Source organism: Streptomyces sp. NPDC007901 (assembly GCF_042959465.1).
Lineage (GTDB): Bacteria > Actinomycetota > Actinomycetes > Streptomycetales > Streptomycetaceae > Streptomyces.
This window is the reverse complement of record NZ_JBIBKW010000006.1, coordinates 63,341-88,197: the sequence shown is the minus strand read 5'-3', so window position 1 is coordinate 88,197 and position 24,857 is coordinate 63,341. Positions and strand designations below refer to the sequence as shown.

Here is a 24,857-nt window from a genome sequence, read left to right as displayed (position 1 = left end):
TCCTTTTGTCCGGGTTCTGATGGTGTGGTGGGGGTGTTGCATGACGTCAGTCCAGAACAACGACCAGCGGCTGCTGGACCGAATCCTGGAGGACCAGCACCGGAAGCTGGCGCCTGACCGGAGTAGGGACGACTTCTTCACGTTCTTCGCCGCCGACAAAGCACTTCAGGACTGGGACCTCGACAACGACGAGATCACAGACGGCATCGTGGACGGCGCCCACGACTGCGGCATCGACGGCATCTGGACCTTCGTGGACAAGCGCTACATCACCGCCGATGCCCATCAGTTCCTGCCACCGCGGGCAGACAGGATCGAGCTGGTGATCCTGCAAGCCAAGAACAACTCGGGCTACCAGGAAACGGTCATCGAGAAGCTGCACTTCCATCTGCCGACGCTGCTTGACATGAACCGGGACGAAGAGGACCTGGTCGCCCACACCAACGCCAAACTTCTGGACCGCACACGGCGCTTCCTGCACGTCCTCGAGGAGCTGGCTTCCTCGTTCCCCCAGGTCGGCATCAAGGTGATCTACGCCAACAAGTCGGCGGAGACGCCCCACCCCAACGTCAAGGCCAAAGGCGATCGGCTGCGCCGGGAACTCGCGAAAATCACTTCCGACACGAGGGCCGAACTCGAATACCTCAACGCCGCCGATCTGCGCGAACGGACCGCCCGCGGTGCAAAGGCAGTCGCGCAGCTGGTGTTCACCGAAACCCCGATGAGCACCTCACTCGGTGAGGGCTACGTGTGCCTGGCCCGGCTGGACGAGTACTACCGCTTCATCACTTCCGACAACGAGGCGCTGCGGCTTGAGCTGTTCGAGTCCAACGTGCGCGACTACGCCGGTTCGACCGCGGTGAACAACGCCATTGGCCAGACCCTCAAGTCCGGTACCGGCGAGGACTTCTGGTGGTTCAACAACGGCGTCACCGTCGTCGCCGATGCCGCCCAGATCGCCGGCAAGAGGATCGTCATCAAGGAACCGCAGATCGTCAACGGACTGCAGACCAGCCACGAGATCTACAGCTACGTCCAAAACGGCGGCCAGCACCGCGACCGCTCGCTCCTGGTCAAGATCGTGGTTGCTCCTGAATCCGGCACGGCCCGCGACCGCATCATCCGGGCCACCAACAGCCAGACCCAGCTGCCGGCCGGTGCGCTGCGGGCCACCGAATCCATCCAGAAGGACATCGAGGAGAGCCTCACCCACGCCGGCGGGTACTACTACGAACGCCGCGCCGGCTACTACCGCAACCTCGGCTTCCCCCTCGACCGGGTCGTCAGTATGGCCCGCATGGCAAAAGAGTTCACCGCCTTCGCCCTGCGCGAGCCGCACACCGCGCTACGCCACTCCGACGCCCTGCTCCTAGACGACCAGCACTACGCCCAGATTTTCACCACACGCCAGGACCTGGACATCTACCGCCTCTGCCTCGACGTCCACACACGACTGCGCGGCTTCCTCACCCAATACGCCGAAGACCGGCCGCTCCTGGGCGAAACCCTTGAGAACTGGCTCTACCCCCTGGCTGCCATGTCCGCCTACGCCCTCACCCGACTGCGGCAGCCCAGCCCGCGGGACCTGCTCAACATCGACCTCGACCACCTCAGCGACGATCTCATGTCCCGCATGACGGGCACCCTCGAACAGAACTTCAAGAGCGCACTGCGCCAGAGCAAGGCCGGCGGCGTCGACCGCATCGCCCGCACCGCCGACTTCACCACCAAACTCCGCCAAGCCGTCGTCTCCCAAAGCCGCTACCACATCGAACGCTAGCGCTGTGACCGCGTCGTTGGTGCACCACGTCGCGCCAGCCTCTGTCCAGGCGACGCACGGACACACAGTGCAGCCGCACGCACACGCGTCGTCCCCGACGACCGGAGCCGGAACCAGGACATGGCCCGTTCCGGCTCGCCATGCTGCCGTAGCAGGACGAGCAGCCGGGCGGCCATACCGGGCAGGCCCTGCCACGCTAGAGCATCAAGCACCGTGGCTGCTTCGCTGCTTTGCCCCTGGTGGGCCCACACCGGGCGGCCTGTGGAACGGAATGTCAGCGGCGGCCACCTCCCTACGCCGAGACAGGGCTTGGGCGAGTTCCGGGATCGGGCGGTTGGTCGGGTCGTGACCGGTTGGGGTACATAGCGGAGCAGGCACGGGCTTGGTGATCATTGGGGTGTCGAAGCTCAACGATCACGAGGTGGCCCGTGCCTGCCGCTGTATCTTCTCTCATCCCGCCGGTGTTGGTGAGGCTGGGTCCGCTTGACATCGGCCAAGTCGCTGACCTGCGGCCTTTCCTGGACCTGGTGCCTGACCCGCGTGCGAGGCGGGGCCGCTGGTACTCGCTGACCGCCATCCTCCTCGTCTGTGCCTGCGCGGCCGTGTCGGGAGCGAGGAGCATCGACGAGATCGCCGAGTGGGCGGCACGGGCCTCGGACGACGTGCTGACGGCCGTCGGAGTCCGGCGGCATCCGCTGCGGTGGCGTCGTTCTCCCTCGCGGACCACGATCGGCCGTGTGCTGGCGGCCGTCGACGGTGACGCCCTGGACCGGGCCGTCGGTGCCTGCCTCGCCGGCCCGAACCCCGCGAACGGCTGCGGAGCAACGGCGGGTGATAGCCGTCGACGGCAAATCGCTGAGAGGATCGGCCCGCCTGTCCGCCGGCCGCAGGCACCTGCTCTCCGCCGTCACCCACCACCGGGCCCTGACCCTCGCCCAGGCCGAGGTCGGCGCGAAGACGAACGAGACCGCGCACTTCCGGCCCCTGCTCGAACCGCTGGACCTGGACGGAACTCTCGTCACCTTCGACGCCCTGCACTCGGTCCAGGCGAACGTCAGCTGGCTGGTCGAGACCAAGAAGGCCCACTACATCTCGGTGATCAAGGCGAACCAGCCGACTGCATACCGCCGGCTCGCCGCCCTGCCCTGGCGGGACATCGCCGTCCAGCACACGACGACCTCCACCGGACACGGCCGCCGCGAGTCCCGCTCGATCAAGACCTGCGGCATCGCGGACGAGCTCGGCGGGATCGCCTTCCCCCACGCCTGCCTGGCGATCCGTGTCCATCGTCGGCGCAGGCAGACAGGCCGGCGTGAGAGTCGCGAGACCGTCTACGCCGTCACCAGCCTCGACGCCCACCAGACCACCCCCGCAGACCTGGCCACCACGATCCGCGGCCACTGGGCGGTGGAGGCCCTGCACCATGTGAGAGACGTGACCTTCGCCGAGGACGCCTCCACCGTTCACACCGGTGCCGCACCCCGCGCCATGGCGTCTCTCCGCAACCTCGCCATCGGCCTGCTCAAGATCCTCGGAGCCGACAACATCGCCAAGACCACCCGCGCAATCCGCGACCAACCCGAACGAGCACTCCCACTTCTGGGCATCACCAACAAGTTCGACCCCTAGGAAACTTGATCAAGCCCTGACGCCGGGCGGCGCGGCGCATGGGTGCTTGCTTGCCGTGGACGGGGTGAGCCAGTTCGGCGATTGCTGCCTCGGACCAGTCGTCAGTGAGATCGTCGCAGTCGGGACCGGTGAGGTAGTCGATCGCGGCGTCGGTGAGGAAGGTCTGCAGCAGGTGGAGCGCGACGCCGAGGCGGCCCGCGTCCATCGCTGCTTCCAGCAGCGCCCGGGCCGGTGGTGTGCCGCGTTCGTAACGGCGCAGCAGTTCTGGAGCGCCGGCCAGGTCCTGTGTCACCCGCCCATGGGCGCCTGCTCTCGTGAGAGCGTCGGACAGCAGCCGATCACCTTCCTTGCCCAGGGCGAATGCGGAGCGCAGTGCCTGCGCGTCGAACCTCTCCGGAACGGAGAGCGTGCGGCCAGCCAGGAGTTCCCGTGCTCGGCTGTGGGGGTCTGGTCGGCCGGGCAGCGGCAGAGCCGAGTACTGGCGATCGTATTCGGGCCACAATGTGCCCAGGACCAAGACCGGGGCCTGTCCTGGATGGGTGAGCAAGGCGTGCACCGACGCAGCGATACGCTCGCCCAACTGGGCATCACCGAGATAGTGCTGAGCCTCATTCAGCCAAAGCACCGTGTGCGGGCGGACATGTTCGAGGTCTTCGAGTGCGGCTTCGGCGCGGATCGGGTCAAAAGGGTGCCACAGTCGCCACCCTTCACCAGCGAGCGGCTGGACGGCTTCCCAGCAGGCTCGAGTCTTGCCCGTCGAGGATGTGCCGACGAGGACCAGCATTCGGCTTCGGCCAGCCTTGGCGTCCTGGACCGCCTGTGCCAGGACGAGGTCGTGTGCCCGACGTACATAACCCGGCAGCAGCTGCAGCGCGCCGCCAATACCGCGTCCGTCGACGGCCAGGCCAGCGGGGTGGACTTCCAGGTCATGAGGCTCCCACTGGCCGATCGGCTTGCCCGGCCCGGCCTCGGCCTCGCTGATCTGGTCGCTGTCCTCGGCCGCCGCAGTGCGGCGCAGCTCCAGCAGTTCGTCGGGCGGCAGTCCCAGCTTGCGGGCGAGCACCGCTACCGTCCTGGCGGACGGCACAGCACCGTCCAACTGGAACGCCTCGGACACCGTCGTACGCCCCAACGCTGCACGGCGGGCGAGCTGCGACCCGAGTTGGCCAGCCCATCACTCAGCCGCTTGCGCAGCTCGGCGAGAGCCGCGGTGCGCTTGTCCTGGTTGCGTTGCTTCTGCTCTCCCAACACGTACTCCCCCGGGTCGTGATGTGCCCGCCAGAGTTCATCATCGCCCGGACGAACCCCGGCGCACACCGGCAGCGCGAGCTTCGACCACTTCAACGTCCCATCGCGCACAGGGAATTAGCCGTGCCAAAGGTCACCGTCGTACTGATCACCGCCGCGCTCGTCATCGCCATCGCGGTGCTGGCCACCGCCGGCGCGGCCACACTCGCCCGCCTGGATGGCGCCGGCTACCCCATCGCCCTCAAACAGGCGGCTGTCACGTTCGCTGCGGTCATTACGCTCGCGGCGGCCGTGACTGCCGCCATCGCCCAGGCGTGCGGCTGAACCCCGAGCCCGCCGCTGGGCGTGGCATGGCGGGACCGGTGCTGGGCTGCGCCTGCGCCTGCGCCTGCGCCTGCGCCTGCGCCTGCGCCTGCGGAATCCTGGCCATCGCCCTGCTCATCGGCATGGCGATCACCGGTTTCGGCCGCCAGACCGGGCGGACCTGGCAAGCGCTTCGCAAACGGTCCCACGGCTCCGCGAGGCCCTCCACTCGGCTAGACTGCCGGGCCGCGCGGTCGATGACGGCCGCTGTCCGGGCGGGAATCCTGCGCACGGAGATTGACGTTTCGGGGACTCGATGGTGAGCACAGGTACCAAAGCAATCGTCATCCTGACCGCCCTATCGGTGGAGTACCGGGCGGTCGCCAGGCATCTGAGGGACCTGGAGCGAATCGATCACCCAACGGGTCTGATCTTCGAGCGTGGCGAGCTTCCGGGTACGCCGTGGCAGATCTACGTGGCGGAAGCGGGAGAGGGCAACCACGCCGCGGCGACGCTGACCGAACGTGCCATCAGCTGGCTCAGCCCTCGTGCGGTGTTCTTCACCGGCATCGCGGGCGGGCGGAAGAAGGACCTGGCTCTCGGAGACGTTGTCGCCGCCACTCAGGTCTGGGCTTACCAAGGTGGCCGACAGGAGGCGGACGGTCTCAAAGCGCGGCCGCGGTCCTGGGAGACGACATTCGAGCTGCAGCAGGTCGCGCGCTACGTCGACCGCGGTGCCTGGACCGAGCACATCTCCCCGCCTCCGGACCCGCTGCCCCGCATTCGCCTCAAACCCATCCTGGCCGGCGAGATCGTCCTGGACTCCGCCGGGTCGGAACTGGATGAATACCTCGACCGGCACTACAACGGCGCGGCCGCCATCGAGACCGAAGGAGCCGGCTTCGCCAGCGCCGCTCATCTGGCAGGCGGGGTGCCGTTCCTAGTGGTGCGCGGCATCAGCGACCGGGCCAACGGAACCAAGTCGGACTCCGACGCGGCAGGCGGCCAGGAGGCGGCCGCACGTCATGCGGCTGCCGCGACCATGGCGGTCATCGCAGCACTGCCCGCACCGGACAAAAGTGGCAGGCCCGAACGAGATCACAGCGGTACGGACGGACAGCAGCAGATCAACCGGGCGGACGGGTCGGGAGTGGTCTATGCGGTTCAGAACGGCAGCCAGACCATCCACCACGGGCCGCAGGGCGGTGACCGGTGAGCGAGGACGCCGAGAAGCTCGACAGTGGCCAGTCCACGTGCCGCCCGGATGAGCCCGCGCACGTACAGATCAACAGCGCGAGTAACGGCGGCACCGTCTACGCGGTCCAGCACGGCGACCAGATCATCCATCACCACCATGGGCCCGCGGAGCCGGACCCCTGGATGAAACCCGACGACTACCTCCGCAAGGTGAACAAGGGCTCGGTCTACACGCACCGTTGGCGACTCGTGGGACGCGCACAGACCATGGACAGCCTCGTGCCGTTCGCCAGAAACGAACAAGGACGCGTCGCGCTTCTCGTCGGTAGTGGCGGAATCGGGAAGACGAAGATCGTGACGGCTCTGTGCGAGGCGCTGCGCGGTGCGGAGCCGGCCATCGAAGTACGTCTGCTCGACTCGCACTCCGCCGTTGGCCCGAGCGGGTTCAAGGAACTGCCGCGCACGGGCAATCTGCTGGTGATCGTCGACGACGCTCACGAAGACACCCTCCCTCTGGAAAAAATCGTCTCCGGGGTCCGGAGCGTCAACGGCTCCGCCAACGTGCTGCTCTCCCTGCGGCCCTATGGCATGGACCATGCCCGCCGAGCGCTGGCCCAGGCCGGCCTGCATGCGAGCGAGGCCACTGTCGTCGACATCGGCGACCTGGAGTTCGACGACGCTCTCTCCCTGGCCGGCGAGATCCTGGACGAAGCGGCGCGGCTCCATGCGCCGAGGCTCGCCGCCGCGGCACGGGATTGCCCGCTGCTGATCGTCACCGGAGCGGCCCTGATCAACAGCGGTGACCTGGATCCCCGGAGCTTCGAAGGCGACGAGCAACTCCACCTGGAGCTCACCGACCGACTCTCCGACGCCCTGACCACCGTTCCGGCATCCGGCCAGGTACCCAGGGAACTCCTTTCCGCTGTCGCCGCGTTCCAGCCCGTGCGCCTTGCGGAACTGGAGGTCTGTACATCGCTGGAAGCCCTGACCGGATTGCCGTTCGACCTCTGCGCACAGCACTTGGAGACTCTCGAGGATGCCGGGGTGGTGCTGAGCCACGGCACCACGGTGCGCCTGGTGCCAGACCTGTTGGGCGATGCGCTGCTCGTCAGAGCCGCGCGGCACAGCAGCACCGGGCTTCACACGGGCTACCTCGTCCGAGCCATGGAGGCAGCCCAAGGCAGTGCGCTGGCCCACCTTGTGGTCAACGCCGGTCGTGTGGACTGGCAACAGGACAGCGGCGCCGGCGGACTGATCGAGCCCCTCTGGGAGCAGATCATGGCAGCGTTCCGCGCCGCGGATGCCCACGAACGGGTGAGTCTCCTGGAAGTTGTCGCGAAGGTCGCCTTCTTCCAGCCGCGGCGCTCCATTGAGCTGGCCACGTGGGCCATGAGCAATCCCTGCGCTCCCGTCACCGCTGAAGTGGGGTTCGGGTTGGCCCATACCTGGACCGATACGGATGTGCGCCTTGCCCTGGCCCCCGTCCTCAAGGCCGCTGCATATCATCTGAAGTTCCTGCCGCAGGCCGCCGCCCTTCTCTGGAACCTGGGCCGAGATGACCCGCGTCCGTTGCCCCAGAATCCCTCGCACCCCATGCGGATTCTGGCGGAACTCGCCAGCTACACCCGGTGGGGCCCGACCGAATACCAACGGATTCTTATCGCTCAGGTCGAACGCTGGCTGGTCCGCGTACCCGCCACTCCCTCCGTCCACCAGCCGCTGAGCGTGCTCGCCCCCTTGCTGGCCACGGAGGGGCACGACGAGATCTGGACCCATGCCAAGTGGACCCTGACACTCCGCCGCTACATGCTGGAACCCACCCCTGACGTCCTTATTATGCGCGACGCAGCCATGGACTTGGCCTTCGCGGAGTTGGGGCAACCGCAGCTCGAACGCGCCTCGGCAGCCCGCTCGCTGATCGGCAGCGCACTGAGCCTGCCGCCGGGCGATCTCGGGCCTACGCCGACCGAAGCCGCGCGCCAGCCATGGATCCCTCACCTCGCGAGCACCATCGACCGACTGCACCAGCACGTCATCGAACACACTCTGGCACCGGCGATCCTGGTCGCCGTGCGCACCGAGCTACGCTGGCTCGCGCAATACGGCCCCGACGATCTCCGCTTCCCCGCCCTAGGACTCCTGAGCGCGATCCCCACCTCACCGGACAACGAACTCGCCCGAGCACTGCACGGCGGACCGGCAAACCCGGCCAGCTACTCCGACGCCTCGGATTGGCACGCGGCGCAAGAAGCTCTGTTCAGCGACGTGACGGCCACACTCGACGAGTGGACAGACCATCAGATCGCCACGCGTGTCGATGCCTTGCTCAGCGAGAACGATCGTGTCTTCGGCACCGACAGTGGACGGGCTCGACCATTCATCTGGGCACTGGTCACCCACCGCCCGTCCGTCGGCGACGCCATCTGTGAACAGGCCCTGGCCGCGCCCGAGAGCTCCCTGGCGTCGCTGGTGTCGGTCACCCTCGCCGCGCTGGGGCATACTGCGGGCGACCGCGCGGTTCACTGGGGCCAGACGCTCACGGACACGGGGCACACAGAACTCACGCGGGAGGTAGCACACGCCTTCGGCATCCAACGCCAACGCGGCGATCTACTCGACGGCGAGGCGGATCTCCTGCGGAAACTTGCCGTCCACGGAGACAGCATCGTGCGCAGGGCCGCTCTTGGCGCCGTTCACGCCATCGCCGCCGAGCACAAAGACCTAGCCGTCGAACTACTCACCACTTCGCCCGCCGTGGAGACGCCGGATATCAACGCGTTCGCCTTGGCCATAGCAGGTCCGCCATACAGCCCGCTAGCCTGGTCGGACCTCGCCAAGGACCAGCAGGAATCGTTCCTCAGCGCTCTGACCGATGCACCGTCCATCGACAGCCACGAGATCGGACTATTCCTCGCCGAACTCGCCCGCACCAAGCCTCTCGCCGTCATCGAACTGCTCGAAACGAGAGTGGAGCGCTACGCGTCCCAGGCAACAGCCGGGCGATTCCCCCTGCCCTTTCACTGGCAGGTGACACCGCCCTTCCGCGACCACGATGACTTCCCGGCACTACTGCGGCAAATCCGCGACTGGCTCGCCGCCGACCCGGATTCAGCCATCAAGCACTACCTCGGAGCCAACCTTTTTGCGCTCGTCGCCGGCCCCTACGACACCCAGGTCACCAACGTGATCGACGAGTATCTCGACGACAGCGACCCGGTGAAGATCAAGATCACAGCGGCGATACTGTCCAAGGCCCCCCGGACCCTCGTCTGGGACACCCGGTTCGTACGCCGTTGCCTGCGTGCCGCAGACCGCCACGGAGACACCAGCCTGAACAGCATGAGGGGCGCTCTGCACTCCGCCGTCATCAGCGGAATGCGCTCAGGCACACCCGGAGAGCCCTACCCCGAGGACATCGAGCAACACGCCAAGGCCGCTGAACTAGCCGACGCATGCACCAAGGGCAGCGTCGAGGACCAGTTCTACCGCGACCTCGCAGAATCCGCCCTGCACCGTATCCAGCATGAAACAGACGAACTCCCTCCGGACGGCCGCGACTGGTGAGCGCCGGTTCAATCCCGTGACTCCAGCAACCGATCGTCCACGAGGGGAAGTTGGAGACCATGCCGGGCCCAGACTCCTCGACAACCGCCAGTGACCGCAAAACCACCCAAAGGGGGCACTGCTGCTCAACAGCGGCGAACAGTGTCATGTGACGGCGAGGTGATGGCATCTGCCCACGAGACGCCAGGGTCCGCCAACTTCTACGCCGCAGGGCGACGACGTCACCGTGGAGTCAACGCACTCCCCCGCTGGAGGTGGGCATCATGGCTTCTCGCTCCCCTGAGCGCGGCCGTCTTTACCGACGCTGCGGTTGCCGTCGGCCCGACGGCCGCCAGTTCGGCGCGGCCTGCCCGAAGCTCAAGGGCCGTTCCCGGCACGGCTCGTGGGCCTTCGCCGTCGACCTGCCGTCCATCGACGGCAGACGAAAGCCGCACTGCCGCAGCGGCTTTCCCACCCGCAAGGCCGCTCACGCCGCCCTGGAGCACGCTTTGACGTGCGAGCATACGGGCCTGTATGGCGATGAGGACCTCACCCTCGGCACCTACCTGAGCGAGTGGATCCGCACCAAGGAGGAGTCACTCAAGCCCACCACGTTCGTCCGCTACCGCGACTACGTCCGCTCCGATCTCATCCCCTCCTTCGGAGGCATCGCGGTCCAGGATCTACGCCCGCGGCACATCGTCGCCTGGCAGGAGGCCGAACTCGCTCGCGGCCGGGGGCGCACCACCGTCTACCGGATCGGCGCCACCCTCTCCAGCGCCCTCGGCTCCGCCGTGCACGCCCGGCTGATCGCAGACAACCCGTGCCGGCACGCGATGCTGCCGCGGCCCGCGGCGCAGGAGCGGATCTGCTGGAACCCCACCCAGGCAGCCGCGTTCCTGCGGCACAACCACACCCACTACGCCGACCAGGTCGCGGACCTGTTCGAGCTGCTGCTGGGCACCGGCATGCGCCGCGGCGAGGCCCTCGGCCTGCACTGGACGGATGTCCACCTGCCGGAGAAGACCCTGCTGGTGCGGTGGAATCTCACGGCCGTCAACAACAACCAGCTCTACCTCGGCCACCCCAAAACGAAAGCCAGCCGCAATTGGGTGAGCCTGTCCGCGCGCGTCGCCGCGGCGCTGGAGCGTCAGGCCGCCCTCGCCCGGGCCAGCCAGCCCCCAGGTACTCCCCTCGAAGGCCTGGTGTTTTGCCAGCCGGATGGGTCCCCGCTGCGCCCTCAGGGCATCCTGACCGAACTGCGCCGGCGCTCTGAGGAGCTCGCCCTGCCCCGGATCGGCGTCCACGACCTGCGCCACACCGCCGCCACCATCATGATCAGCTCACGGGTCCCCCTGGCCGTGGTCTCCAAGACCCTGCGCCACTCGACGCTGTCCACCACGGTCAACCTCTACGGCCACCTGCTCCCCCACGCCGCCCGCGACGCCGTCACCGCCATCGACAAGGCCCTCACCCGCGCTGACCGCAAACACCACCACCAGGCCGCTCCGGCATCAGACGAACGCGCCACCTGACAGAGGCGCTGGGCGATCATCGGCTGTCATCACGCGTCACACGAACGCCTCCAGCGGGTCTGCCGTCGTTGGCAAAACCGCTGGTGAATACCGTCGGGAGGACAGATTTGAACCTGCGCTCCATGACCCCCGCCGCTGAGCGGGGATCATGTGTTAGCGGCTTCCGGGGGCTGCGCATCACCCGATTTCCAGCCAGCCTCGTTCAGACGACGGCTGAATTCCACGTAGGCGGCCCGCATCTCGTCCTTGCGATTGGCTCGGTGGAGGGGCCCGGCGTAACCAGCAGGGAGGTTGTACTCATTCGGGAACGCGTCGTGTGAACTCAACTGCTTCCAGGCGTCCTTGGGCTGGCCGTAGCCGTGCTGCTGGTGGTCCTTGGCAATGCGGCGCCCAGTCGCGTCGAACCACAGGTTCTCTTCGTATCGTTGAAGGACGGGAAAACGGCCCTCGTACAGCGCGAGGAGCTGATCTGCGCTGACGCCGAGCCAGACGGCGACCAGGGCGTCGATCTCGACGAGGGCCGCACGGCGCGAGAATTCCGTACGGAGGGGCGTGTCGCGTGTCCAGGTTGACTCAACACCTTCGTTGAGCGGAGGTGTCTCCTTGGACCAGTTCGCCGCAGCGGCCCAGGTGTCCTGTTGCCAGAGAGGATCGTATAGCTCTTCCCAGAGAGACGCGTAAGCACTGGTTTGGCAGTTGAGCCGGAGTGTCCGGAGCAGAAGCGCCGATTCCAGCGGATGCCCTGGGGAAGGTGCAGGCATACCCATCGCGCCGGACGAGCCCAGGCGGCCACGGCCTGAGTTCCGGACAAAGTAGTCCAGCGGGAGGGCGGCGAAGAAACCGGCGGTGAGTGCCGTGAGGCGACGCGACAGCAGGGCGACGCTGTGCACTGTGTGGACGTGGGTCGCTCCTGGCGGGATGAGCGCGGCGAACAGGCTCCGCTCTGTGGCGGAGGAGATCATGTCTCGCCAGGCCACTCGGTAGAACTCCGAGCAGGGCCGCATACTCGCCTCTTGCAACAACGCGTCAACGGCCTTCTCCCGGTCCTCCTCCCCAAGTGCGAGATCGGTCGCGGTGACATCGGCCTGTGCTGCCACTGCGGCTGCCGGATCCCCCCGCAGTTGATTGAGACGGTCGCGCTCCACCCATCGATCCTGCGCACTCACGAAGCCGACGCGGGAACCGGCAGGACGGTAATTCGTGCGCGGGACACAATCCGTCGGGAGACTCACATGGTCCCAGCTCTCATTGTCACGTATGCTCCTCGATCCCCCTCCTGAGGGCTGTTTGTGGAACGGCGTGGCAACACCGATGAAGGGGGCCTGCAAGATGACGTCCCACCAGCTCTTAGCCGGACCAGGCTTCCACTCGAAGTGGCCGGCTCTACGCCCGTCACGCTCATGGAAGCCGCTGGTGATGCCTGGGCCGAGGTCAGCGAGCCGGTACGGCCACTTCGCGAGTGCGGCGTTCGCGGAGCTCTGGGGCCAGCGAGGGTGTGCGGCAAGGGGCAGGGCTCCCAGGGCAAGTAGCTTCGCCCGGGTCTCCTCGTCCGTGGAGTAGATGATGGTTCCTGTCAGGCCACGCGTCAGCAGAACCTTGTAGACGTTGCGAATCAGCTGGTCGGCGTCTGTGTCCGAAACCGACTTCCTCGTGAATTCCGGATCCCTCGACGATGTGCGGTCCGTGACGAATCGGTCTCCTCGCCAGACCATGTCGGGACCGAGAATGACCCCATTCCAGTCGTACTCGAATCCCTGCGCCGTGTAGACGGTGCCCACCTGTCCGAAGCCCGCCGGATCGGTTGCCCACAGTGCGGCAGGCGGTGCCGACGAAACAGACCGATCGCTTCTGAGATTCCACGGCCGGGCCCAGTCACCGATCACCACGTCCGGGGGGAGCGGGTCACCGTTCTCCGGCTCGGGGGACCACTTCCAGCAATATCCCGCGGCCATACGGGCGCTGTAGCCTTCGGAGCGGCGGGCCGCGAGAAACGCTTCCATCTCCTCCGGACCATCCGCGACGAGAAGTTGCATCCGGCCATCCGGTACCCAAGGCACGGCGCCCCCGGACTCCACGCCGAGAAGTCTGCGCACCCAGTTCGGATAAGCCTCGCTCCCTCCACAGCGGAACTGGTCTGTCAGCTCCACGACGTGGACGGGCAGTCCCATGCTCCTGGCCGCTGCTGCGATCTCCGCCACCGTGCCGATCTCCCCTGAACGCACGATCTGGTGCTCGTCGAGCAGGAAGACGGGCACGCGAGCCGCGTCGATGAGTTCTTCGACCTGAGACCGCTCCGGGCTACGGGAAGCCGAGGTAAACCGATTAGCGGAGGTGGCACGCATCCGTTGTGCCTCGTCACAAATCAGCACGTCGATCGCGTTCCGATCAGACGTCATGAAGCTGTTGAAGTACCGGAAGAGGTTCGCCACCGGACGGCTTCGGCCGCCCACGACCTTGCGCATGGTCTGGGTGAACGACTTCGAGCCGGATGCATGCAGGACGCTCACGCCCTGCTGGTACAGATCCCCCATCAGCTTCAGGGCGATCACGCTCTTCCCTGTCCCCGGCCCTCCGGTGACGACGACAACTTCCTTGCGATCCGACCGTTGTGCCTTGCGGACGGTGTCCAGAACCACGCTGTACGCGATCTGCTGTTCGCCCAGCAAGATGAATTGGTTGCGCCCATTCAGCGCTTGCGCTGCTACAGCGGACAGCTCAGCCGGAGAGACCATCTTCCCAGCCACGAGTTCGTCGACCGCGCGGTCTCCGGGATGACTGCCGCTGAACCGCGCACGCAGAAAGTCGAGGAGCGCGCCGCGGCGTTCCCCGGTGAACAGCCCGACCCCGATGTCCCCGCGTTCTCCGGCCAGCCCGTTCACGCTCTGTCCTGTGGCATTCGGCAGATAGACGGCGGCGGCGACGCGCGGCACATGCTGGTGCGCCACCTCATTGAACTGGATCAGGTACTCACATGAGCGTCGCATCGACTCCAGGGGATTGAGGACGTAGTGAGAATTGCCGTCCACGCGGCACAGGTCTGGATTGTCATCGTCGGGCGCGGCACCGACCCAATCCTTCAGTTCGACCAAGACGTACGAGGGCTCCAGCCCGCTGAGCTCCATGCCGGCCAGGACCACCTGGACACGCACGGTGCTTCTCGGCAGCGCGTATTCGACCAGCATCTGGACATCACCAAGGTCGGCGTCGGTCAACACGGCCGCCAATGCCGGAAGGGACCGCTCCCATGCTCGCACCTCTGCGGGACCCGGTTTGCGTCCATAAGCGAGAAGGTGCTGTTCGATCAGGAAGGGGATCAACGACCCGTTGCGGATGCCAGCTGCGACAGCTCTCGCCGATGCCTTGACCAGCGCGACGCCAGGGAGTCCGGAGAGCCGCTCTTCCGCCCGGGAGCTCATGCCTGAGACATCCGATGATGGCTCCGATAGTGAAAGAGGCTGCTCAGGGGTGGTGTTCGGGACGTCCAAAGCGGCGAAGGGCGATGCCTCGTCCGAGAGCCTGATCGTGCCCTTGATTCCTGGCGTCAGCACGGAGAAGTCCGGCAGCCGGCCGAGATAGGGGGCGAGCGCGCGCCCCACGGCCTCCGCGACCTCCTGCGTCTGAGCCCGGCTCATCCCAGAGGCCAGCAACTCACGTACACCGGGGCGAAAGTCGTACAGGTCGTGCCCGTGCAGGGCCTCCGGCAGCCCCTGCGTGTCGGAGTCGTCGTGCATGCGCCGTAACAGCCCGCTCAGCAGTACCTCGGCCACATGTGTCGCGGTGGCGTCCGGCAGGGTCGCGGTACGGACGAGCTGCATCAGAGGGGGGCTGAGCGGCTTGATGGCGGAGAGGCGGACCGCGAGCCTGTACGCCTGTGGCGAGAAGGCCCCTCGGAACGCGGCGATCATTCGGTCCGGCGAAGCGGTGCCGGTAGTGGGCTCTGCTTTCGTTGGTGTGTCCGGACTGACGGCGTCAAGCACCGCCGCGTCGATCAGGTGCGACGTACTCGGCTTGGCCACGAGTTGTGACCATGAACCGAGCGAGGACGGCGACAGTCCGATGACTGGCAAAGGTACCTGGCCTGGAGCAAGCAGCTGCCGCTCCTCGGTCAGAGGGTCCAGCATGAAGAGCTGCTGAACCGTGGGAAACGGTTGGGCTGCTCGGAACAGGTACGGCTGGGGCTGGAACGCGGTCGCGCGCCACAGCCGCTGAGGCAACGGAGTTAGGACTGCAAGCGGTCCGCGGGTCCCCAGGCCTGCAACGGCTGCGGCCACGGCGGCACTCGACCACGCCGGGTGTACGCCGTCCGTCAGCAGGAGGGTAACCGTCGGACCGGCACCCATGCGTTGTCGCCCAGGCGCCTCCCAGGCAAGATCTGGCGGAGAGAACCTGCGGATGTGGACGGTACGGAAGATCCCGCTGCGTTCCAGCAAGCGGTGGACTTCCGGCAGCAATGACCGCCACACACGCATTGACGAGGAGTCGTCAGCCAGGAGAACCGCGGCGTTCTGCAGCTCGCGTGTGGGACGCAGCACCACATCAAAGCTCTCCGACTCGGCAGCGAGCCGGACCGTGGCCTCCACATCGACGGCCGGGCGGTGCGGGTCGTCCCGGTACGCCCTCAGCGGCCGCAGTGATCGGATCAGGTGATGCGCGCCAGGTATCGAACGCGGCCCCGGAACTCTCACCACGTGCGCAGCCGCACCCCCAGACGGGGCTGTCGCTCTGGCGTCCGGAAAGAGCAGACGGCGCTGCTCCGGCACCTGTCCCGGCTCCTGCTCTCGCGCTGGCTCCGGGTCCGCGCCGGGGGAATCCGCGGAGTCATCCATGTGTTCGACATCCGAGTCGGACACGGGTGGTTCGAATTGGGGAGCGACGTTGTCTCCCTCGTCCGCCGCCGAAGCCTGTGCAACGTCCTTCCCGTTCCCCGTGATGGTGCGGGCAAGCAGGAGCAGGTCCAGCAACTCCGCACCGTCAAGCGGATGACCGAGGTCGTCCAGGATTCGGCGGAAACGGTCGATCATCCGGGGAAGATTTCGTCAAGACGATGCATCACGGTGTTGACCAACTGCTCTCGGCTCAAATCGGCTCCGGTGAGACGAAGGTGCACTGCTGCCAGGAGCTGATCGGTCGCGAGGGTCTGTGTGGCAGCCCTCTGCAGGAAGTTCTGGATGAGGTCTTCGGCATCGTCGAGGGCCTCGTCGCCCAGATGGAGCCGGACGATTTCGCGCAGCTTGTTCTCGTCGGGATCCTGCAGGTCGAGCCGTACACAACGACGGAGGAAAGCAGGCGGAAAGTCCCTTTCCCCATTGCTTGTCATGATCACGATTGGGAAATGTGTACACGCTACGGTTCCCCGGCGCACCTGGACGCGTTTCCTGCTCCCGGTGACCAGTACATTGACGCTCTGTTGTTCTTCGGGTAGCCGGGCAAGTTCGGGGATCTCGAACTTGCCTTCTTCCAGCACCACAAGAAGATCGTTGGGGAGGTCGATGTCTGCTTTGTCGAGCTCGTCGATGAGCAGAACCCGCGGGCGGTCCGTGGCGGCGAGCGCCGTGCCGAGAGGGCCGAGCCGCAGGTAGTCCCCGATGTCCGAATGCCGGCCCCTGGCGCGGTGCCTCAGCCTTCTTGGCGCACTGCGAGCGAGACGCCTCTCGCGTTCCATCGACGCCTCGCGCAACCGGCCCACCGCGTCGTACCGGTAGAGGGCATCATCGAGCGTCGAGCGGCTGTTGACCGGCCAGCGAAGCACATCGCCCAGTCCGAGATCCTCGGCCACGGCACCTGCGAGAGAACTCTTGCCTGTCCCCGGACGCCCGGTGACCAGCAGCGGACGGCGCAGGTGCAGTGCGGCATTGACCACCGCCACATGCTCCGGGCTCAACAGGTACTGCTGCATCCCCGATGGCCGTGGGGAACCTCCAAGATTCCGCCAGGGCGGCGGTTCGGGCAGTTCAGCGGGCCCACGGAATACCCACCAGTCCTCCGCTGCGGAGCCGGGATCCTGCGAGGACGCTGCGCTGTGCGACACGGTCGCTCTCCTTGACATGGCGATTCAGGGCTGTGTGAGCGCCCAGGCATCGGGGGCAAGCGGCGGTGGCCTATGGTCCGGTCCGTCGTACAGAAGCGACAGGCGGTGACCGTGGTGGGTCAAGCAGTCGGGGTCTGCCAACGCTCTGGCCCGTTCCAGGCGTACCGTCTCGGGAAGGTCTGCGTGCTGGACCCCCTGGAGGAGTTCCAGAAGCCGCTTGGCAGTGTCCGTGTCGTGATTCTGCCGGTGCCACAGAACGGTCGGCACGCCGGCCTGGAGACACTGCCGGAGCAGGCGGCTTTGATGCTGCTGTTCACAGCACAGGATGACAACGCCGGCATCCGGTGTCGCCTCCAACTGTGCCTGGGCGACGATGGATGACGTACAGCGTTGGTCAAGGACGAGCGGGTGAGAAGACGGGAGGGCTTCGGTTCGGCGCTTCCAGCGGGCGTACGTCTCGCGTGTTCGTCCGGAGCTACGCAGGACCACTGGGCGGCTGATACCGAGAAAGAAGTCGCCGTCGTCCTCGTTGCCGGTCACTTGCCACGTGTCGACCTCGAGCCGCAGCCAGGCAGGCGCCAGGAAGAACTCCACCAACGCCTGGTCCGCATATTCGTGCACCTCGTTACGCAACACGGTCCGGATGCCCTCGACCACCTGCTCACTGGACACCTCGGAGTCCTGTACTGCCACCACCTCGTGACGACCGTCGCCGTTCCAGACCCAGATCTGGTAGGTGAAGCGATGGCCATGAGAAAGCGGCAGCAACTCAACCTGGACACGGGGCCCCGCGAGAGCGTGAAGGTCAAGGACCTTCGGACGGATGTCTTCGCGGAACTGTTCGACGGCTGCCAGAGGTATACCCAGTCGGCGTGCCACCCTGGCCACCCACGCGTCAAGGTCTTCCGCCACGGGACTTCCTTCGGAAAGCTCCGCCAGAGCAATCCGGACGACCGCTTGCAACAGTGGTGGCATCCGTTGGCCAGCGGGTGGGTCGTACGCCTCCAGGAGATCGGTGACATCGACCAGTCCGGACACCGGCGGGTAACTGTCCGCATACGGAAGCACAGAGCGCATGAGCTCCGGCGGATCGCTGTTGTGGCAGTGCGTCAGAAGACCCACCAGGTCTCGGCGCTGCTGCGCGGTGAGTATCTCCCGCGAGCTCACGGTACGTGCCACGCTCACAAGCTCGCTGTAACGAGCGTTGTCCTCCTGGGCTCCCCTATCCGCCAAGTGCTCCCGGACCACGTCCAACAGTTCCGGTACACCACGGCGCACTCCGACGGCGAGCGTGAGCAGCCTATGACAGTCCGCTGCCTCGCGCTCCGACTCCCTACGCAGTTTGCCGGACAGCCTCTCCTCACATGCGCGCACTGACTGGCTGCCTGGAAGGAGCTGCTCGAGGATCTGCAGCATCTGCTGCCTGCCGTGTCCAGCCATGGGTGCGGCCAGCGGCGGAAGTTCTGGAAGCTCGGCCTCGATCGCGGGAAGCCCGATCGCGTAGAGGGTTTCCGCGGACCCTGATACCGCCCGTCCGGCCGTCAAGTGGGTGGCGACGACGATGCCGACCACCGCTTCACGGCCTCGGTCCCAGAGCGGCCCGCCGCTGTACCCGGCGTACACCGAACCCGCCACGACATCGAGCACGATCCACGGCTCGGCGACAGCACGCGGCAGCGCACGGAGAGTCGTTGCGGTGTTGCCGCTCGCCCACAGGGCGGTGACCTCCTGCCCGTCCCCTTCGGGCAGGAAGGGCGCCACCTCCGCGCCATCGGGAGCAGGTTCGCCGAGTCGGAGCACTGCCAGATCACCGAAATACGGGAATGTCCCGGCAGCGGAGGCCTGATGCTCGGCCGATGCATACGGCCTTGGCGGGCGCCACATCGTGTGATCGACACGACCGGACAGTTCCCGGTCAGGGTCCACATGGGGCATTCTCAGGCGAACGACGTCCCCTGGTCCCGGCGTGGCCGTCTCAAAGTAGCCCCGTCCCAGTGCGCTGTTGACAACATGGGCGCAGGTGAGAACCAGAGAATCGCCCACGAGAACAGCTGCTCCAACGCAACTGCCGTCCGGCCCGAGCACGGAGACGAACGCGCGGCGAAGCGCCGCGTCACTCTGCGAGGACATCAATGGGGAAGACAGCACGCCGCGGAGTTCCCTCAAGAGACGATGGGAGCAGTCGTCTCGTTCGCGGGAAGCGAGGGCTGCGTGATCGGAGCGGTATCCGTGGCGCTAGTGAAGTTCCAGCTCGCCGAGACAGTGAAGCTCGCCTCCCCCTTGCCCGAGAAGATCCCGAGACTCAGATCGCTGCCGAGCGTCACCCCGAACTCCACAGTCACCTCGTCCGGGCGCTGGACAGAACCCGCGAACGACTGGTGGATCCCGTCCAGCACACCACCCAACGGGTGGAGTGCTTCCACGAGCGCTTCGCCCCCTCGCGTGAGTGCTTCTGCCGCACGTGCCGGAACACTGACGGGCTGCGCGACTCCGAAGTCCGGCGGTAGCTCAAGCGGAGCCTTCGCACCGGTCTGCTTTGCAGGCGTTGGTCGAGCAGATTCGGCAGTGTCTTTGACGACCGGGGTGAGGTGCAGGCGCACCACCGAGCCGTCGTCAAAGGTGAGATTCATGTCCCCCATGAGCACCATGATGGCATGTCCGTGATCCCGGCGTTGTCCCGATGCCCAGCAGTGCCGGCGCTCGGGTAAGGCTCGGTAACGCCGCATTCTCTCTGCTACACGAGACGATGCCGCATCGGACGGCACGGGGACAGCAGATAGGCTTTACCTACGAAGAGCGCAAGGCCCCTTCCGGGCGCGGCCCGTGGGCATTTGCGGCCGCTCTGGTGTCTGCCAGCCGGACAGCTCCCCGCTCCGCGCGCACGGCGTCCTGCCCGAGCTGCACCGGTGCCCCGAGGAGAGCGGCCCGCGCCGAATCGGCGTCCACGACCTGCGTCACTCGACTCTGTCGACCATGGTCAACCTCTACGGCCACCTGCTGCCCCACGCCGCCCGCGACGCCGTCACCGCCATCGACAAGGCCCTCACTCGCGCCAACCGCAAACACCACCACACCGGCCAGGCATCAGAAGACCGGGCGGCTTGAGACCGGACGCCGAGACGGTCAGGGCTTGCCATCACGCCGCCATCACGTGTCACATGAACGCATCCAGCGGGCCTGCCGTTTCCGGCAGACCCGCTGGTGAACAGCGTCGGGACGACAGGATTTGAACCTGCGACCCCTTGACCCCCAGTCAAGTGCGCTACCAAGCTGCGCCACGTCCCGCTGCGGAGTCACGCGGTGGGTTTCCGCGTGATCACGCAGGTCAACACTACCGCACGCGTACGGGTGCTGCCGCCGACCGCTCCGTGGCCGGGGTGGTGACGCGGTTCGTACGGCGGACCGGGACGAGGAGCGCCGCTCCGGCGGCCGTCAGGCAGAACAGGGTGAGCAGGGCCCAGGCGTGGGTGTAGCCGGAGGCGTAGGGCAGCCCGGAGGACTGGAGCCGGCCGGTGACCAGGACGCTGGTGAGCGCGGCGCCGATGGAGCCGCCGATGGTGCGGATGTTGGCGTTCATACCGGTCGCGGCGCCGGTCTGCTCGGGCGGCACGCTGCCGACGATCAGGTTGGCCATCGAGGCGAAGGCCAGGCCGATGCCGAGGCCGAACAGGCCCGCGACGACACCGATCTGCCACCGCTCGTCGTGCCAGAGGGTGAGGAAGCCGCAGGCCAGTGCACCGAGCGCGGCGCCCGCGGTGAGCTGCGCCTTGGCGCCGACGCGGGGTTCGAGGCGGCCGCCGAGGATGCCGGAGAGGAACATGGCGATGAGCATCGGCAGCATGAGCAGGCCGGACTCGGTGACGGTGGCGCCGAAGCCGTAGCCGGCCGTGCCGGGGGTCTGCACGAAGCCGGGCAGGAAGGACCAGATCGCGTACATTCCGGCGCCGAAGAGCAGGGCGGCCGCGTTGGTGGTCCAGACGGCGGGCAGCCGCATCACGCGCAGGTCGATCAGCGGGGTGGCCGAGCGGGACTCGGTCAGCAGCCAGACGGCGAACAGGACGACGGCGAGGCCGAACAGGCCGAGTACCTTCGCCGAGCCCCAGCCCCACTGCCCGGCCTGGCTCAGCGGCAGCAGCAGCGCCACCAGCCAGGCGGAGAGCAGCCCCGCGCCGAGCCAACTGACGCTGCCCTCGGCCCTCTTGGGCGACTCGGGGACGTAGCGGGCGGCGATGAGGACGGTCACCGCGACGACGGCGACCGGGATCCAGAACAGCCAGCGGTAGTCGAGCGCCGAGACGATGGGACCGGCGGCCACGATGCCGACGCCGCCGCCGGCCGCGATCACCGCGGACAGGTTGCTGATGCTGCCGCTGACCTCGCCCGGGGCGAACTCGTCCCGGATGATGCCGAAGGAGAGCGGGAACAGGGCGCCGCCGATGCCCTGGATCACCCGGGCGATGATCAGGACGCCGATGTTCGGCGCGAGGGCGGCGACCAGACAGCCGGCCAGGACGGCCAGCAGGACGGCGACCAGGGTGCGTTTCTTGCCGACCAGGTCGCCGACGCGGCCGAGTATCGGGGTGAAGACCGAGGCGGACAGCAGGTACGCCGTCATCACCCAGGTCGCGGTGGACTGCGAGGTGTTCAGAGCGTGCTGGACGGTCGGCAGGGCCGGTGCGACCAGCGACTGGAGCATGGAGAACACGCCGGCACCGGTCGCGAGGACCGCGAAGGTGAGGCGGGTGGACTTCCGGGGCATGAAGGACCTCTCCGAAATCGGAACGGAGGGAAGGGTGAGGGAAATGTCGGTGAGCGTGCGGGAAGGAGACACCGGGCCGCGTCCGGCCATGGCGGTGCCGCTCCGCACTGCTAAAGTGGAGGTACTCCTCCACTCTACTGGAGGCAACCCTCCGCTTCAACCGAAGTCGAGGAAACCCTCCGGTTCACCTTCGGTCCCCCAGGAGGCAACAGTGACGGCCCCCGGCCCTTTCCCCGTCAGTGAGATCGTCGCGTCCCGCAGACCGCACCGTAAGGACGCGGCCCGCAACTACGACGCCCTGATCACGGCCGCCCGCGAGGCCTTCGCGGAGCACGGCGCGGACGTCTCCCTGGAGGACGTCGCCCGCCGCGCCGGAGTCGGCATCGGCACCCTCTACCGGAACTTCCCGACCCGTCGCGACCTCTTCGAGAGCGTCTACGCGGACGAGGTCAACGCCCTGTGCCGGGCAGCCGTGGAACTGTCCGAACTGGATCCGTGGCAGGCACTGACCTCCTGGCTGGACCGCTTCACCGGCTACATGGTCACCAAGCGGGCGGTCCGGGAGGCCCTCAACGACGAGTCGGAGATCTTCTCCGCCTGCCGGGACTCCATGTACGCGGCCGGCGGCCCACTCCTGGAGCGGGCCCAGAAGGCAGGCGTGGTCCGCACCGACATGGAGATCGGCGACCTGCTGCGGATGGTCTCGGGCATCGCGGCGACGGCCTTCGAGGACACCACCCAGCGCGACCGCGTGATGGGCATCGCCCTCGACGGCGTACGAACGGTGCGCTGAACGCCCCGTCAGGGGCGCGGGGCCCTATCGATATGCGGCTCCGCCGCGCGGGCGCGACCAGCCCCCACCGCCCCACGGGTCACCACTCAGGCGAAGTCACCGCACCGAACAGACCTGCCCTCATAAGCCGCCCGCAGCACACCCAGCGCGTCCTCCTCCGTGACGGCCCTCGGATTGGCATAGGCCTGCCCCGCAACCTGCTCAGCGGCCACAACCAAGTCCGCTTCCTTCAGACCGAGTTCGGCCAGCGAACGAGGTGCGCCGAGCCCACCGGCCAACTCCTGCAGGGCGCCCGGCGCGTCGTCCACCGCCAGCGCACGCGCCACCGCGGCGGCAGCCTCCGGCACGGCCGCCGCGTTGAAGGCGAGGGCGTACGGCAGCACGACGGTGTGCGTCTCGGCGTGCGGCAGCCCGAACGTGCCGCCGAGGACATGGCACAGCTTGTGGTGCAGGCCCATGGTGGTGGCGCCGAGGCAGGCCCCGCACAGCCAGGCGCCGTACAGGGCGCGGGCGCGGGCCGGTACGGCGTCGGGCGCGGCGGCGACCTCGGGCAGCGCGCCCGCCATCGCCCGGACGCCCTCCTCGGCCATCAGCGCGACCAGCGGCGAGCCGTCGGGGGCGTACAGCGCCTCGACGGCGTGGGCGAGGGCGTTGATCCCGCTGGTCACCGCGAGCGGGACCGGCAGGGAGAGGGTGAGCTCGGGGTCGTAGACGACACTGCGGGGCAGTACGACGGGGTCGCGGCCGGTGCGTTTGGCGCCGTGCTCGGTCAGGCCCCAGACCGGGGTCATCTCGGAACCGGCGTAGGTGGAGGGCACCGCGATCAGCGGCAGGCCGGTGCGCAGGGCGATGGCCTTGCCGAGGCCGATGGCCGAGCCGCCGCCCACCGCCACACAGCCGTCGGCACCCGCGGCCCGGGCCGCCTCGACGCCCCGGTCGGCGACCTCCACGGGAACGTGCATCCGGGCCCCGGTGTGCAGGCCCGCGCAGGCCGGGCCGAGCGAGTCGGCGACCGCCCGCGCCGTGTCCGCGCCACGTTCGCCGCTGAGCACCAGCAGCCGCCGCAGCCCGAGGTGCCGGGCCTCCTCGGCGGTCGCGGTCAGCGCGGCACCGGGCCGGAAGACGACCCGGGCGGGCCTCGTCTCGTAAACGAAGTCGAAGGAGTCGAAGGGGTTCACGAGCGCTCCAGCACGAGGTCGAAGCGGGCGTGCCGGAACGGGTTCGGCACCCCGAACTCCGCGGCCAGGGACGGGTCGTCGGTCGGTACGAAGTCCTTCACCAGGCTCTCCTTGACCGCGAACACCGCGTCCGAGTCCAGGTAGTCGCCGCCGGCGACGAAGATGTGCGTGGTGACCGGCTGGTGTCCCTCGGCGGAGACGATGAAGTGGATGTGGGCGGGCCGGTAGGGGTGCCGGCCGGTGGCCTTCAGCAGCACGCCCACCGGGCCGTCGGTGGGGATCGGGTAGGCGCTGGGCACACAGGTGCGGAACCAGAAGCGGCCCTCGGCGTCGGCGGTGAACAGGCCGCGGCCGTTGCCCGGCGGCTGGACGTCGAGCTGCTGCACGTCGTAGAAGCCCTGCGGATCGGCCTGCCACACGTCCAGGACCGCGCCGGGCAGCGGGGTGCCGTCGGCGGCGCGGACGACGCCGCTGACCACGCAGGGTTCGCCGCCGCCCACCAGGTCGATGTCGGCGCCGAGCGCGCGCACCGGGGACTCGGTCATGTGGAAGGGGCCGAGCACGGTCGACTCGGTGCTGCCGGGGTCGCTGTGCCCGTTGATGGTCTCGACGAGCATCGACAGCCCGAGAACGTCGGAGAGCAGGATGAACTCCTGCCGGGTGTCCGTGCAGGTCTGGCCGGTCGCGGTGAGGAACTCGACCGCCGTCTCCCACTCGCGCTGCGTCAGCCGGGTCTCCCGCGCGAAGGCGTGCAGATGGCGGATGAGCGAGGTGAGGAGTGTGCGCAGCCGGGCGTCGTCGGTGCCGCCCAGACTGCCGACGGCCTCCGCGGTGACCGCGTCTTCGGTTGTCATACCGGCTCCT

16 protein-coding genes, 1 tRNA gene and 1 pseudogene are annotated in these 24,857 nt (G+C 67.6%); 9 read left to right on the top strand and 9 right to left on the bottom strand.

The genetic code is table 11. The features are described from left to right. The first annotated feature begins 40 nt into the window (after positions 1-40). The 3 genes and pseudogenes from ACFZDK_RS20790 (at position 41) to ACFZDK_RS20780 (ending at position 3,409) form a co-directional block, all read left to right on the top strand. Entirely contained in the window at positions 41-1,780 is a 1,740-nt protein-coding gene (locus tag ACFZDK_RS20790) for an AIPR family protein (RefSeq protein ID WP_390974385.1), read from the top strand. Positions 1,781-2,208: 428 nt separating this feature from the next. Further along, positions 2,209-2,502 (top strand): annotated as a pseudogene (locus ACFZDK_RS20785) (transposase family protein); the annotation flags it as partial. A 109-nt stretch (positions 2,503-2,611) separates the two neighbouring features. Further along, positions 2,612-3,409: an ISAs1 family transposase gene (locus ACFZDK_RS20780; protein WP_390974383.1), complete on the top strand. Its 798-nt coding sequence runs from the start codon at positions 2,612-2,614 to the stop codon at positions 3,407-3,409. On the opposite strand, the gene ACFZDK_RS20775 is transcribed toward ACFZDK_RS20780, so the two are convergent. Continuing rightward, positions 3,387-4,472, bottom strand: coding sequence for a hypothetical protein (locus tag ACFZDK_RS20775; protein WP_390974381.1), 1,086 nt, complete (start codon positions 4,470-4,472; stop codon positions 3,387-3,389). The genes ACFZDK_RS20780 and ACFZDK_RS20775 overlap by 23 nt on opposite strands. Before the next feature lie 308 nt (positions 4,473-4,780). On the opposite strand from ACFZDK_RS20775, the gene ACFZDK_RS20770 reads away from it, so the two are divergent. The 4 genes from ACFZDK_RS20770 to ACFZDK_RS20755 all read left to right on the top strand — a co-directional run bounded on the left by ACFZDK_RS20770 (position 4,781) and on the right by ACFZDK_RS20755 (position 11,235). Further along, entirely contained in the window at positions 4,781-4,981 is a 201-nt protein-coding gene (locus ACFZDK_RS20770) for a hypothetical protein (protein ID WP_390974380.1), read from the top strand. Positions 4,982-5,279: 298 nt separating this feature from the next. Then, entirely contained in the window at positions 5,280-6,176 is an 897-nt protein-coding gene (locus ACFZDK_RS20765) for a nucleosidase (protein WP_390974378.1), read from the top strand. Then, positions 6,173-9,721: a hypothetical protein gene (locus ACFZDK_RS20760; RefSeq protein ID WP_390974376.1), complete on the top strand. Its 3,549-nt coding sequence runs from the start codon at positions 6,173-6,175 to the stop codon at positions 9,719-9,721. The genes ACFZDK_RS20765 and ACFZDK_RS20760 overlap by 4 nt, the downstream gene beginning before the upstream one ends. Positions 9,722-9,984: 263 nt before the next feature. After that, a complete protein-coding gene (locus tag ACFZDK_RS20755; protein WP_390974374.1) occupies positions 9,985-11,235 on the top strand; it encodes a tyrosine-type recombinase/integrase in 1,251 nt (416 codons plus the stop codon). 146 nt (positions 11,236-11,381) lie between these two features. Here ACFZDK_RS20755 and ACFZDK_RS20750 read toward each other — a convergent pair whose 3' ends face one another. From ACFZDK_RS20750 to ACFZDK_RS20735, 4 genes are read right to left on the bottom strand one after another with little or no spacing between them, the layout of a single operon-like run. Beyond that, positions 11,382-16,256 carry an SAV_2336 N-terminal domain-related protein gene (locus ACFZDK_RS20750; RefSeq protein ID WP_390974372.1) on the bottom strand — a complete coding sequence of 1,625 codons (4,875 nt, stop codon included), beginning with the start codon at positions 16,254-16,256 and terminating at the stop codon, positions 11,382-11,384. Then, positions 16,253-17,281, bottom strand: coding sequence for an AAA family ATPase (locus ACFZDK_RS20745; RefSeq protein WP_390974371.1), 1,029 nt, complete (start codon positions 17,279-17,281; stop codon positions 16,253-16,255). The genes ACFZDK_RS20750 and ACFZDK_RS20745 overlap by 4 nt, the downstream gene beginning before the upstream one ends. Positions 17,282-17,287: 6 nt before the next feature. After that, a complete protein-coding gene (locus ACFZDK_RS20740; RefSeq protein ID WP_390975014.1) occupies positions 17,288-19,393 on the bottom strand; it encodes a trypsin-like peptidase domain-containing protein in 2,106 nt (701 codons plus the stop codon). A gap of 32 nt (positions 19,394-19,425) precedes the next feature. Then, positions 19,426-19,902, bottom strand: a complete 477-nt coding sequence (locus ACFZDK_RS20735; protein WP_390974369.1) for a CU044_2847 family protein — start codon at positions 19,900-19,902, stop codon at positions 19,426-19,428. Positions 19,903-20,086: 184 nt separating this feature from the next. On the opposite strand from ACFZDK_RS20735, the gene ACFZDK_RS20730 reads away from it, so the two are divergent. Further along, positions 20,087-20,368, top strand: a complete 282-nt coding sequence (locus tag ACFZDK_RS20730) for a hypothetical protein (protein WP_390974368.1) — start codon at positions 20,087-20,089, stop codon at positions 20,366-20,368. A gap of 106 nt (positions 20,369-20,474) precedes the next feature. Here ACFZDK_RS20730 and ACFZDK_RS20725 read toward each other — a convergent pair. Then, positions 20,475-20,548 (bottom strand) — tRNA-Pro (locus ACFZDK_RS20725). Between the two features lie 46 nt (positions 20,549-20,594). Beyond that, the gene (locus tag ACFZDK_RS20720) at positions 20,595-22,022 is read right to left on the bottom strand and encodes an MFS transporter (protein ID WP_390974366.1); all 1,428 of its coding nucleotides are present in this window, start codon (positions 22,020-22,022) and stop codon (positions 20,595-20,597) included. A gap of 211 nt (positions 22,023-22,233) precedes the next feature. Here ACFZDK_RS20720 and ACFZDK_RS20715 point away from each other — a divergent pair, with 211 nt between their 5' ends. Continuing rightward, complete coding sequence (locus ACFZDK_RS20715) at positions 22,234-22,815, top strand: TetR family transcriptional regulator (RefSeq protein WP_390974364.1); 582 nt, start codon at positions 22,234-22,236, stop codon at positions 22,813-22,815. Between the two features lie 86 nt (positions 22,816-22,901). On the opposite strand, the gene ACFZDK_RS20710 is transcribed toward ACFZDK_RS20715, so the two are convergent. Together ACFZDK_RS20710 and ACFZDK_RS20705 are read right to left on the bottom strand one after the other, a co-directional pair. Then, positions 22,902-23,993: an iron-containing alcohol dehydrogenase gene (locus tag ACFZDK_RS20710; protein ID WP_390974362.1), complete on the bottom strand. Its 1,092-nt coding sequence runs from the start codon at positions 23,991-23,993 to the stop codon at positions 22,902-22,904. Beyond that, complete coding sequence (locus ACFZDK_RS20705) at positions 23,990-24,847, bottom strand: dioxygenase (RefSeq protein WP_390974360.1); 858 nt, start codon at positions 24,845-24,847, stop codon at positions 23,990-23,992. The genes ACFZDK_RS20710 and ACFZDK_RS20705 overlap by 4 nt, the downstream gene beginning before the upstream one ends. Positions 24,848-24,857: the final 10 nt, after the last annotated feature.